The sequence below is a fragment of the Arthrobacter sulfonylureivorans genome (assembly GCF_022637435.1).
GTDB lineage: Bacteria > Actinomycetota > Actinomycetes > Actinomycetales > Micrococcaceae > Crystallibacter > Crystallibacter sulfonylureivorans.
On record NZ_CP093326.1, the window covers coordinates 2,378,108 to 2,390,067 of the forward strand.

8 protein-coding genes are annotated in these 11,960 nt (G+C 68.0%); 3 read left to right on the forward strand and 5 right to left on the reverse strand.

Annotated elements, in window-relative coordinates; translation table 11 throughout:
- Positions 1-136: 136 nt before the first annotated feature.
- Positions 137-2,233 (reverse strand): excinuclease ABC subunit UvrB, encoded by a 2,097-nt coding sequence (gene uvrB / locus MNQ99_RS11115; protein ID WP_241912987.1) that lies wholly within the window; start codon positions 2,231-2,233, stop codon positions 137-139.
- 157 nt (positions 2,234-2,390) lie between these two features.
- Here uvrB and MNQ99_RS11120 point away from each other — a divergent pair, with 157 nt between their 5' ends.
- Positions 2,391-3,227, forward strand: a complete 837-nt coding sequence (locus tag MNQ99_RS11120) for a VOC family protein (RefSeq protein ID WP_241912988.1) — start codon at positions 2,391-2,393, stop codon at positions 3,225-3,227.
- A gap of 61 nt (positions 3,228-3,288) precedes the next feature.
- Here MNQ99_RS11120 and coaE read toward each other — a convergent pair whose 3' ends face one another.
- From coaE to MNQ99_RS11140, 4 genes are all read right to left on the reverse strand, one after another.
- Positions 3,289-4,500 carry a dephospho-CoA kinase gene (gene coaE / locus MNQ99_RS11125; protein ID WP_241912989.1) on the reverse strand — a complete coding sequence of 404 codons (1,212 nt, stop codon included), beginning with the start codon at positions 4,498-4,500 and terminating at the stop codon, positions 3,289-3,291.
- 178 nt (positions 4,501-4,678) lie between these two features.
- Positions 4,679-4,909 (reverse strand): DUF6480 family protein, encoded by a 231-nt coding sequence (locus MNQ99_RS11130; protein WP_241912990.1) that lies wholly within the window; start codon positions 4,907-4,909, stop codon positions 4,679-4,681.
- A gap of 201 nt (positions 4,910-5,110) precedes the next feature.
- The gene (locus MNQ99_RS11135; protein ID WP_241912991.1) at positions 5,111-6,523 is read right to left on the reverse strand and encodes an FAD-binding oxidoreductase; all 1,413 of its coding nucleotides are present in this window, start codon (positions 6,521-6,523) and stop codon (positions 5,111-5,113) included.
- 167 nt (positions 6,524-6,690) lie between these two features.
- Entirely contained in the window at positions 6,691-9,765 is a 3,075-nt protein-coding gene (locus tag MNQ99_RS11140; protein WP_241912992.1) for an ATP-binding protein, read from the reverse strand.
- Positions 9,766-9,940: 175 nt separating this feature from the next.
- On the opposite strand from MNQ99_RS11140, the gene MNQ99_RS11145 reads away from it, so the two are divergent.
- Positions 9,941-10,624 (forward strand): IMPACT family protein, encoded by a 684-nt coding sequence (locus MNQ99_RS11145; protein WP_422387533.1) that lies wholly within the window; start codon positions 9,941-9,943, stop codon positions 10,622-10,624.
- Positions 10,617-11,783 (forward strand): class I SAM-dependent methyltransferase, encoded by a 1,167-nt coding sequence (locus MNQ99_RS11150; RefSeq protein WP_241912994.1) that lies wholly within the window; start codon positions 10,617-10,619, stop codon positions 11,781-11,783. Before MNQ99_RS11145 ends, MNQ99_RS11150 begins: the two co-directional genes overlap by 8 nt.
- Positions 11,784-11,960: the final 177 nt, after the last annotated feature.

Genomic DNA, 11,960 nt, shown 5'->3' on the forward strand with positions numbered 1-11,960 from the left:
CCGCGTGCTGACGTTCACAGTGTTCGGGATACTCCCCTACGCTCGGACAAGTGTAGCGCAAGGCAGGACGACGACGGCGGGGCGCACCGCCGTCGTCGTCCTCTCCACCCGCTCTGCAGAGGCGGGCAACGCCGCATCAGGCGTGGCCGGCAGCGCGCATCTGCCGCAGGTCCTTCTTCAGGTCGGAGACCTCGTCACGCAGCCGGGCGGCCAGTTCGAACTGCAGTTCCGCCGCAGCGGCGTGCATCTGCTCGGTCATCTGCGCGATCAGCTCGCCCAGGTCCTCGGCCGGCGCTGCGGCCAGCCCGTCGCGGCGGATCTTGTCCTTCGACACGGCCGCGGAAATCCCGCGTTTACCCTTGCCGTAGTCGAAGTCCTTCAGCAGCTGCTGGGTGTCGGCGTCTTCGCGGGCCAGCTGGTCGGTGATGTCCGCGATCCGCTTGCGCAGCGGCTGCGGGTCCACGCCGTGCTTCTTGTTGTGCGCCACCTGGATCTCACGGCGTCGGTTGGTTTCCTCGATCGCGTTGGCCATCGAGTCCGTGATCTTGTCCGCATACATGTGCACCTGGCCGGAGACGTTGCGGGCGGCACGTCCAATGGTCTGGATCAGCGACGTGCTGCTGCGCAGGAAGCCTTCCTTGTCCGCATCCAGGATGGCAACCAGCGAGACTTCGGGCAGGTCCAGGCCCTCGCGCAGCAGGTTGATGCCCACCAGGACGTCGAAGGTGCCCATCCGCAGTTCACGGAGCAGTTCCACGCGGCGCAGCGTGTCCACGTCGGAGTGCAGGTACTGGACCTTCACGCCGTGCTCGTTGAGGTAGTCGGTCAGGTCCTCGGCCATCCGCTTGGTCAGCGTGGTGACCAGGACGCGTTCGTTCCGCTCCACCCGTGCGTTGATCTCGCCCAGCAGGTCGTCGATCTGGCCCTTGGTCGGTTTGACGATCACCTCGGGATCCACCAGGCCCGTGGGCCGGATGATCTGCTGGACATAGCCGTCGGATTTGGACAGCTCGTACTTGCCCGGCGTGGCGGAAAGGTAGACCGTCTGCCCGATCCGTTCCAGGAACTCGTCCCACTTCAGCGGCCGGTTGTCCATCGCGGACGGCAGGCGGAAACCGTAGTCCACCAGGTTGCGCTTGCGGGACATGTCGCCTTCGTACATCGCGCCGATCTGCGGCACGGTGACGTGCGATTCGTCGATCACCAGCAGGAAATCGTCCGGGAAGTAGTCCAGCAGGCAGTGCGGCGCCGTGCCCGGACCGCGGCCGTCGATATGCCGCGAGTAGTTTTCGATGCCGTTGCAGAACCCCATCTGCTGCATCATTTCCAGGTCATAGGTGGTGCGCATCCGCAGCCGCTGTGCCTCCACCAGCTTGTTCTGCGACTCGAGCACCTGCAGCCGGTCGCGCAGTTCGTCCTCGATGTCCCTGACCGCCCGGCTCATCCGGTCCTCGCCGGCCACATAGTGCGACGCCGGGAAGACGTACATTTCCGTCTCGTCGCGGATGATTTCCCCGGTGACCGGATGCAGCGTCTGGATCTGCTCGATCTCGTCGCCGAAAAACTCGATCCGGACCGCCAGTTCCTCGTACATCGGAATGATCTCCACGGTATCGCCGCGGACCCGGAACGTGCCCCGGTGGAAGTCGATGTCGTTGCGGGCGTATTGCATGGCGACGAACCGGCGCAGCATGTCGTCCCGGTTCATTTCGGCGCCCTTGCGGAGCGTGACCATGCCCGCGATGTATTCTTCCGGCGTGCCCAGACCGTAGATGCAGGACACGGTGGCCACCACGATGACGTCGCGCCGGGTCAGCAGCGCGTTGGTAGCCGAGTGGCGCAAACGCTCGACTTCCTCATTGATGGAGGAGTCCTTCTCAATGAACGTATCCGTCTGTGCCACGTAGGCTTCCGGCTGGTAGTAGTCGTAGTAGGAAACGAAGTACTCCACTGCATTGTTCGGCAGCAGCTCGCGGAACTCGTTGGCCAGCTGGGCCGCCAGCGTTTTGTTCTGCACCATCACCAGGGTGGGCCGCTGGACCTGTTCCACCAGCCAGGCGGTGGTGGCGGACTTGCCGGTGCCGGTGGCGCCGAGCAGCACCACGTCCTTCTCTCCGGCCTGGATCCGCTCGGTCAGCTCCTTGATCGCCGTCGGCTGGTCGCCGGCAGGCTGGAATTCACTGACCACCTCGAAGGGCGCTACGACGCGATTGATGTCCTGCGCAAGACTCATGCGATTAACCGTAGACCCGATTCCGGTCAGCGTGGGTCCTGAATCGCTCTGGGCCTAATCGACCCCTCCGCTCCGCGCAACGCCCGCGCACCGTTGCCGCGCAGGGCCGCGTGCGGTAGATCTGTCCATCAACCCGACCAGCAACGGAAGGCACACCATGGACCCGGTCCGGACCTATCCCGAGGGCGTGACGTCGTGGATCGACGTCGAACATCAGGACATCGAGAAGGCCAAGCACTTCTACGGCGGGCTGTTCGGCTGGACGTTCGCCGACGCGACACCGCCGGGCGTCTCCCCGCGCTACGTGATCGCCCAGCTGGACGGCCGCGACGTCGCAGGTCTCGGCGAAGGCGCCGCCGGCGGCGCTGAGCCCACCTGGAACACGTACGTGGCAGTCGACGATTCCGAGGCGGCGGTGGAGAGGATCCGCGCCGCGGGCGGACGGGTGCTCTCCGGCCCGGCCGACGCCGGGGAAGGCGGCCGCGCCACGGTCTGTGCCGATCCGGCCGGTATCTTGTTCCGGCTCTGGCAGGCGAGGCGCCGGCCGGGTGCCCAGATCGTCAACGTGCCCGGAGCGTGGAACTTCAGCGACCTGCACACCGCCGATGCTGGCGCGGCCACTGACTTCTACGGCCGGGTCTTCGGCTGGGAGTTCGACGACGTCGGCTTCGGCAACATGATCCGTGTCCCCGGTTATGGCGACCACCTGCAGGCAACCAGTGATCCGGACATCCGCGAGCGCCAGTCTGACATCAACGTTCCGCCGGGATTCGCCGACGCCATCGGCTGGCTCACTGACCCAGACCCCGGGGAGGCACCGCACTGGCACGTGGCGTTCGCTGTGGCCGACCGCGATGCGACAGCGCTCGACGCCGAACGCCTGGGCGGGAAGGTGGTTGACCGGACCGACACGGACTGGACGCGGGAGGCGGTGATCAGCGACCCGTTCGGAGCCGTCTTCACCGCCAGCCAGTTCACCCCTCCGTCGGGCTGAGAAGCCGCGCCGTCGCTAGCCGCCGAGGCGCGCCAACTCTAGGCGCCGAGGGCGGGCGTCTCTAGCCGCCGAGCGCGGGCGGTTTCCACCCGGTGTCCACGGCCCACCGATTCATCTGCGGGTCCGCCGTCTGGCTGAACCAGCCTTCCTTGGCCCGTGCGTAGCGGCCGGTGGATGCGTCGGAGGCATGCAGGCCGGCCAGCCGCCGCTTCTCTGCCACATATGCTTCGGCCGCGCCGGGATCGGCCCGCAGCCAGTCACGGAACAGCAAGGCAAAGCGCCACCCCGGCGAGCCCACCGCCCGGACATGCACATTGACGGCCCGGCCGGGATCGGCGTTGCCGTGCAGCCGCTTGGCCCAGTCGCCCGGCTCCGGATGCTGCGGTTTGGCGGTGTCGCGCCAGCTGCCGGGCCAACGGGGGAAGCCGGCCGCGGCAAGGGCATCTGCGGCGGAATCGGCGTCGGCCATGCTGGCCACCGTGACCTGCAGGTCCAGCACGTCCTTGGCCGGCAGGCCCGGAACGGCCGTCGACCCAATGTGGTCGACCGCCAGAATCCGCGGGTCGGTGCGCCTGATGCGTTCGGCGAGCAGGGCTGCCTGCGCGGGCCACTGTGGCTGGGGGGCCAGCAGGACCGGCGGCCCGACGCGCGGAGCCAGCCTGCCGGCCAGCAAGTTCTGGTTGAACGGCACCAACCGCTCCTCCCAGAGGACGTCCAACGCAGCCAGCAATTGCTCACGTGTGCCGGTGTTATCCAGCACCACGTCAGCGGCGGCCCTGCGTTCTGCCGAGGAGGCCTGGGCGGCCATCCGGGAGCGGGCATCCGCGTCGGTCATGCCGCGGTCTTCAACCATGCGCCGCAGCCGCTCTTCTTCGGGCGCGTCGATGACCAAGACCAAGTGGAAGGAGGGACTCTGCCCGGTTTCCACCAGCAGCGGGATGTCCTGGACAAGGATTCCGCCCTCGCCTGCGGCTGCTGTCAGTTCGGCCGCCCGCGCGCGGACCAGCGGGTGCACAATCGCATTCAGGCGTTCGCGTTGCGCTGGATCATTGAACACCAAGGCACCCAGCGCCGGGCGGTTCAACCTGCCCTCGTCGTCCAGGATCTCCGGGCCGAATGCTTCGACGACGGCGAGCAGGCCGTCGGTGCCCGGCTCCACCACTTCGCGGGCGATTGCGTCGGCATCGACCAGGGTGGCGCCGAGCTCCGCCAGCCGCCGGGCGGCGAGCGATTTTCCGGCGGCAATTCCACCTGTCAGTCCGATTCTCAGCACGGCCTCAGTCTAGCCAGCAGGCCCAGCCGGGACCGTGTGGCCCGCCGGTCCCCCGCACCGGGATGCCGGGCCGGGCTAACGGGCCGGGCTAACGGGCCGGGATGCCGGGCCGGGTTAGCGGGCCGGCGCCGGAATGGCGGGCCGGGTTAGCGGGCCGGCGCCGGAATGGCGGGCCGGGTTATTCCTCGTGTCCTTGGTCTGCGCTCATCTGGTCCTCGGCAGGCGGAGTTTCTCCGGGCGGAACGCCGCCGCCCGGTTCCAGACCGGTGATGTTCTGGTCTTGGGGATCGGGATTGGCCGAGGCGCCCTGATCGGCCGAGACCCGTTCCGCGTCGGTCTTGTCCGGGCCCGGACCATGTTCCTGCTCGTCCTGGATGCGCCGATCGAATTCGGGCTGGTTCTTCGCCATCGCTCCACCGTTCGTTGCCGGGACGGCCGCGCCGGTTCGGGCGGCCACCTATCCGCCAGACTAAGCACGGTTCGAGCGGCCGGACAAGGGGCGTGCCCAAGACATCGGCCCACGCTGCGACGTTCGACGTGGGCGGGGCCCGCACGCAGAGCGGCGACCAGCACAAAATTCATGCTGGTCCGCCGCCGAGGCCGAATCCCGCTACCGTGCCGGTGGAATGTTCTGGTTGATGTGGAACAGGTTTTCCGGGTCGTACACCGCCTTGATCTCCGCTAAACGGTCATAATTGCCGCGATAGGACGCACGGATACGGTCCTCCCCCTCGGCCATCATGAAGTTGACGTAGGCGCCGCCGGCACTGGTCGGGTGCAGTTCCTCCCAGTAGGAGGTGGCCCAGCCGGTGATCAGCTCAGCATTGGCCGGGTCCGGGTCCACGCCGACGATGACGCCGGCCCAGCCTCCGTTGCGGTAGGCGAACGGAGTGGCGTCTTCGGGCACCCGCGCGGCCGCGCCGTCGATCGGATACAAGTGCATGGTCGAGTACCCGGTAGGCAGTTCGGCGCCGAACTTTTCGTGCACGCTAATGGCCTCGTCCGGGATCTCCTCCACGAAGTCCGCCCGCCAGTACCACTGCAGCCCCGGGGGGAAGAGTTCGTCGAACGCAGTCTGCAGCACGTTAAACGGCATTGGCTGCAGGCCGTCCACCAACGGTGTCCCGAATTCGCGCACGGGTGCCAGCACGGCGTCGGACACGGAGTGCTCCCCCGTGTAGCACCACAGGATGACGCAGGTCTTGCGGCCCCAGAGCTCCTCGGGGAACGGCGGAGCCGGCGGCACGGCGATGATTCCGAACCAGCCGCTCAGTTCTTCCGGCAGCCCGGGCAGAAGCTCGCGGTACCACCGCAGAACCTCCCGCATGTCTGCCAAATCGTAGATGATCGGTCCGCCAATCACCGTCCCGTTGTCGCCGATGCTGTGGCACCGGAAGCGGAACGAGGTGACGATGCCGAAGTTCCCGCCGCCGCCGCGCAAGGCCCAGAAGAGGTCCGGATAGTGTTCGGCGTCGGCGGTGACCAGTCGCCCGTCAGCCAGGACGACGTCGGCGCTGATCAGGTTGTCCACTGTGAGGCCGAAGCGACGGGTCAGGTAGCCCACTCCGCCGCCCAGCGTGAGGCCGGCGACGCCGGTGGAGCCGATGAATCCGCTAGGTGTTGCCATTCCGAACGCAACGGTGGCGTGGTCGACGTCGGCCCAGGTGCAGCCGCCGTCCACCCGTACGGTGTGCCCGGCCGGGTCCACCGTGGTGCTGCGCAGACCGCCGAGATCGACGACCAGGGCGTCGTCCCACACAGCGAGGCCGCCGGCATTGTGCCCTCCGCCGCGGACCGCCAGGTGGACCCCGTGGGTCCGCGCGAAGTTCACGCAGGAGACCACGTCCGCCGCATCGGCAACCCGGGCCATGGCCGCCGGTCGCCGGTCGATCATGGCGTTGTAGACGGCGCGCGCCGCGTCGTAGTCCTCCGCCTCGGGCGTGATCAGCCTGCCGCGAAGCGTGGCCGCGAGGTCCGGGTAGGGCGGTGCTACGCCTCCGGTCCGGCCTGCTGTTTCTGTCATGGTGTTCATGGTGCTTTGGGTCCTCCCGTTGCTACGGCGCGCTGTTCCGCCGCGGTGCACACCACGCTAGGGAGCCATGCGTTCGGTGGACGTTCGCCCTGCAGAGCCAGGCTGCGAACGCTGCGAGCGCAGACGCCCACCGGGTTGAGGCCGTCAGTTGGTGCCCGCTATGCCCGTTGCTGCATGATCCGCCGCATCAGGGCGGGGCTGGACTGTGCTTCGGCCAACTGTCGTGCCCGGTCCAGCGTTCCGTTTGCGGCTTCCGCGGGCTCCAGTAGGGAACGCTGCCGCAGCACTTCCGGTAGCCACCATCGGTCATCCCGCTGTTCGGCTGCCGCGAGCGCCGCATCAAGAGCGGACCGTGCCGCAGCCCGATCTCCGCCGGCGGCCAAGACATCGGCTTGCAGCGACAGCCAATAGGGCATCCGGGCAAATGCGTCCAGGCGCTGGAGGTTCTTGATGCCTTCGCGGATCCTGTCCAGACCGCCGATGCCGTCCAACCAACCCGTCAAGATGTAGCCCCACTGCCGGTAGTAGGCGAAGTCATATCGACTGCAGACCCGTTCGAGTTCCGCTGCGCAGTCCGCCACCCGCGCTTTCTCGCCGCGCAACTGATGCAGCATCGCGGCGTAGCTCAAAGCCACGGCGAGACTATAGGGGTGCCCCGAGCCGTGGGCACGGGTTAGCGCCTCGGCACTCAGCGAGACGGCACCGTCGTCGTCCCCAGTAAGCCAATGCGCATGGGACGCCCAGCCGCGGGCGTGGACCTCCAACTTGGTGCCCAGGATGAAGGAGTAGCCTCCGGCGTTGGCCTCGTAGCAGCGCCGGAAGTGCTCTATGGCTTCCAGCGGACGCCCTAAGCTCAGCGCCGGGCCGGCAACCGCGAAGTGCGCCTGGCCCAGCAGGTCGGGATCCGACTCGACCGCGGCCAGTTCAAGGGCCCGCTGTCCAATCCGGTACGACTCCGCGGTGGCGCCCTGCACAAAACGGCAGGCGAACATCGCGATCAGCGCCGCTGTTTCCGTTTTGGGCTGCTGTACCCGCACCGCCAATTCGGCGGTCCGCTGCACCGTTTCCAGCAGCAGCGTTGACGAATACCCATAGAGCGCCGTCTGCGGCGGAGACATCTGGCGCCGGATGGCCAGCTCCCACCTGTCCCGCCCGCTGCCGGCGGGCAGGTCGCCGATCAGTTCCAGGCAGCGGGCGAAGAACTTCAACGCTTCGGCATTGGCAAAGACCGCGGCTGCGGCGAGGGCCGCCCGTTGGAAGAACTCCAGCGCCCGGTCCGGGCGGGATCCGAGTAAATATTGCTCGGCAAGTTGAGCGGCGGCATCGTCCGGTCGACCCGCATAGAGCAGTTCCAGTCCTTGGGCCAGCCGCCGATGCAGCAGCCAGCGCCGGGCAGGCTCCACCTGATGGTAGGCGGCGCTGCGCAGCAGGTCGTGGGAGAAGTCGTAGCCTGCGCCGGCCGGCCGCAGGATCCGTTGCCGCCAGAGCTCGTCGACCGCATCCACCAGCGTGGCGGCGTCCAGGTCGCATGCCTCGCGGAGCAGGTCCAGACTGACATCCCGCCCATAGGCGGCCGCCAAGCCGGCGGCCTCGCGGGCAGGCTCCGAGCATTGCGCCAAGCGCCGCGACAAGACCGACTCGAGGCTACCGCTGCTGCCGTCCGGGAGCACGCGTGCTGCCTCGATAATGAACAGCGGATAGCCGCCGGTGGCTGCCAGCAACCACGCCGCCTCATCGTCGGTGACGGTGCGCCGGGACAGTTGTTCCGCGAGGCGGCCCACATCCACTGCCGCGAGTGGATCCAAAGCCAGCTCGGTCAGCAGCCCTGACGACCGCATGCCGTGCAGCAGCGCGCGGACCGATTCCCCCGTGGCGCTGTCGTGGCCGCGCATCGTGGCTACCAGCAACAAGGGCCCGCTGCGGGCCGCCATCAGCAGGAACGCCAGCCAGGCGGCTGTCTCTGCGTCGCACCATTGCAGATCTTCCAAAATGAGCAGGACCGGCCTGCCTGTTCCCCCGACCGCTTGTGCCAGCCCTTCGAAGAATCTGTTCCGCTGCCAGGAGTCGACCATGGCGCGGTCTACCCGGCCCACCTCGTCGCCAGCAGCGGCCTCCGCTGCCGCTGCACCGGACAGCAGATCGGGCACCAACCGGGCAGCCTCCGCCTGCCAGTGCGGTGGAAGCGCTGCCAACCATGATCTCAGCGCCCTGCTGCGCAGCCATGCCGTGACTGGCGCCCACGGCACTCGCCCGGGGGCCCCGAAGCACCGGGCAGTTGCCACCAGATGACCGGAACTGCGGACGGTTGCGGCAAGCTCTTCCACCAGGCGGCTCTTGCCCACACCCGGTTCTCCCACGACCACCACCATGCCGGGCGGTCCGGCGGCTGCCGCTTGCCAGCGCGCTTCCAGTAGCGCCATCTCCTGCTCCCTGCCGACTAAAGTCGAGCGAGTTCCCGGCCCGGCAACGGATCGGGCAGACAACGCCCGCGCGGCCGCTGTCCGGAGCCCACTGGCCGCTCCGGAAGCCGGGCTGCTGGCCTGGACCGGTCCGCCGGGTCGACGGGTACCGAGCAGGTCCTGTGCGAGCTTGACGGTAACTGCATCGGGCCCGACGCCCAACTGCTGCTCCAATACAGCGGAACACTCATGGTAGGTGTGCATGGCCGCGGCCCGGTCCCCTTGGGCGGCCTGCACACGGATGAGCTGCCGATAGCCCGCTTCCTCAAGCGGCTCGGCGTGGATGCGCCGCCGCGCCACCGCCGCAGCGCGGTCCAGCTCCCCGCCCGCCAGCCAAGCGGCCGCGGAACCGTCGCAGAACCTGACGAAGTCGTTCCGAAGGCTATCCCTTGATTCCAGCACCCAGTCTGCATAATGTCCCGGCATCAGTTCACCACGGTAGAGCGTGATGCCCTGCTGGGCATGGACGAGAAACCGCTGCATGTCCCCCGCTCGCTGGGCATCTTCGGCCAGATCCCGGGCAACGGCGAATTCGCGGACGTCCGCGAGGCAACCGGGGCTGTCCCGCCAGCCGAGGGCACCGTCTTCCGCCACCAGGCAACCGGCGCCGGCCAGCAGCCCCTTCAACTGATGCAGCTCGCGGCGAAGATTGGTCAGCGACTGGCTGCCGGAGGAATCGGGCCAGAAGACCCCTGCCAGATGCTGGCGCGGCAGCAGGGACCCGGCATGCAGTACCAAGTAGGCCAACAACTCGACCGCACGGGAAGCCGACACCGGGGACGCGGCGCTTCCAGGGGAAACCAGTCTGGCCTCTCCGAACAAATGGAACTGTAATACCACGCGCCAGGCCACCCCCTGGGTCTTCGGCCCACGGGTGACATCTTCCCACCGGCAGGGGCGCGTGGACAACGGTGGGCTCCGGCTCCGGCCCGTCAGGAAGGCGATTAGGCTGGAAGATGTGCCTCATCCGTCCCATGCCAGCAGCTACACCACGATCGCCGGCGAACACCGTCACGAGATCGAGATTAAGCGGTCGCGGTTCATCGCGGTGCTGCGCCGTGCAGAGACCGAGGAAGAGGCCCGGAGCCTGGTGACGGATCTGCGCCGCGAATTCCACGACGCCAGGCACCATTGCAGCGCCTTCGTGCTGGGCCCCGATCGTGCCGTCCAGCGTTCCAACGACGACGGCGAGCCCTCCGGCACGGCCGGCATCCCCATGCTGGAAGCCCTGATCAAACGTGAGACGGCACCCGGGGTGACGGATCTGAGCGACGTCGCCGCCGTCGTCGTGCGTTACTTCGGCGGGATTCTGCTGGGCGCAGGCGGCCTGGTGCGGGCCTATTCGGAATCGGTGTCACAGGCCGTTGCCACCGCCGAGCTGGTGCAGCGGCGCCGGATGCGATTGTTCGCGGCGCCGACGATGCACGCGGACGCCGGCCGGTTGGAGAATGACCTGCGGGCGTCGGGAACCGTTGTGCTGGGCAGCGACTATGGTGCCGCCGACGTGCGGATCCGGCTGGCCCTGGAGGACACTCCGGAAGTGATCGAACGATTCAGGGAGCGGCTGGCGGCGCTGACATCGGGCGGTCCCGCGCCCATTGAGCTGGGGACGGAGTGGGTGGACCGTGGCTGAACATCGCGACGACGCCGCCGATACCGGGCGCATCCAGCATGCCTTCGACTTTGCCGCGCTCCGGCGCTGGCCGGATGTGGAAGCGGACAACCTGTTCGCCCACGACGCCGCCGACAAGCTCCTGCTGGACACTGCCCAGCCCCTGGCCGCCGGCTTGGAGGGAAGCCGGATCGCGGTGGTCAACGACCACTACGGGGCGCTCACGCTGGCCCTGGCCGCTGCCGGTCAGCGGGGAGTCCGAGTGGTGCAGGACGCCCTCAGCTCCGAGCGGGCGCTGGACAATAATGCCTCCCGGCTGGGGTTGGCGGGCTACCGCCACCGCCTGCTGGAGCCCGCCGCATTTGAAGGTACCCGGCTGGTACTTCTTCAGCTGCCGCGCTCGCTCGACGCGCTGGAGGAGATTGCCGGCTGTATCGCCGCGGCGGCTTCCCCCGATGTCACGCTGCTGGCTGGCGGCCGCGTCAAGCACATGAGCACCGCAATGAACTCCGTGCTGGGCGCATCGTTCTCCACTGTGACCGCCGGCCTGGCACGTCAGAAAGCACGGATCCTGACCGCCTCCGGTCCGCTGCCGTCGGCGCGTGGGCGCTCCCCGCGCGCCGAAGAGCACGACGTCGGCCTCCCGGCTCCGCTGCGGTTGGTCGCCTTCGGCGGCACCTTTGGTGGGCCCAAGGTGGACCCGGGCACCCGGTTCCTGCTCCCTTTGCTCGCCGGTGCCCGGCAGGCCGACCGGGCGGTGGATCTTGGTTGCGGCAACGGCACGATCGCCGCCTACCTGGCCCTGGCCCACGGCGGAATGCGGGTGCTGGCTATGGACCAGTCGGCCTCAGCCGTCAGATCAGCGCGTGCCACCGCCGAGGCGAATGCGGTTGCGGACCGGGTGGAGGTGCGGCGGGATGACGCCCTGTCCTCGCTGCCCGCGGCTTCCGAGCAGCTGGTTGTGCTCAACCCACCGTTCCATATAGGAAACACCGTCCATGCCGGCATTGCGCTGAAGCTTTTCGCCGACGCCGGCCGGGTACTCGCCCCCGGCGGAGAATTGTGGACGGTTTGGAATAGCCATTTGGCCTACAAACCGGCGTTAAACCGGTTGGTGGGGCCCACCCGCCAGGTGGCGCGCAACCCCAAATTCACGGTCACCGTTAGCACAAGGGGCTGACGGGGCGTAGCGCTCGGTGCCGTAGTAGCGGCGCAGCTCGGCCTCTTCCTCAGTAGTCAGGCCTTCGGCGGCCGCCGGCGAGGGCGAGTCTTTGATGGTGTGGTGGCTATAGGCGACGAACACGTCGTGTTGATCAATCCGGGCCCCGTCTAACGGCTCGAACTTTTTCGTAGCTGT

Excerpts from the sequence above, each read along its gene's own strand:
- uvrB (WP_241912987.1), bottom strand. The coding sequence starts at position 2,233 with ATGAGTCTTGCGCAGGACATCAATCGCGTCGTAGCGCCCTTCGAGGTG.
- MNQ99_RS11135 (WP_241912991.1), bottom strand. The coding sequence starts at position 6,523 with ATGACAGAAACAGCAGGCCGGACCGGAGGCGTAGCACCGCCCTACCCG.
- MNQ99_RS11130 (WP_241912990.1), bottom strand. The coding sequence starts at position 4,909 with ATGGCGAAGAACCAGCCCGAATTCGATCGGCGCATCCAGGACGAGCAG.
- MNQ99_RS11120 (WP_241912988.1), top strand. The coding sequence starts at position 2,391 with ATGGACCCGGTCCGGACCTATCCCGAGGGCGTGACGTCGTGGATCGAC.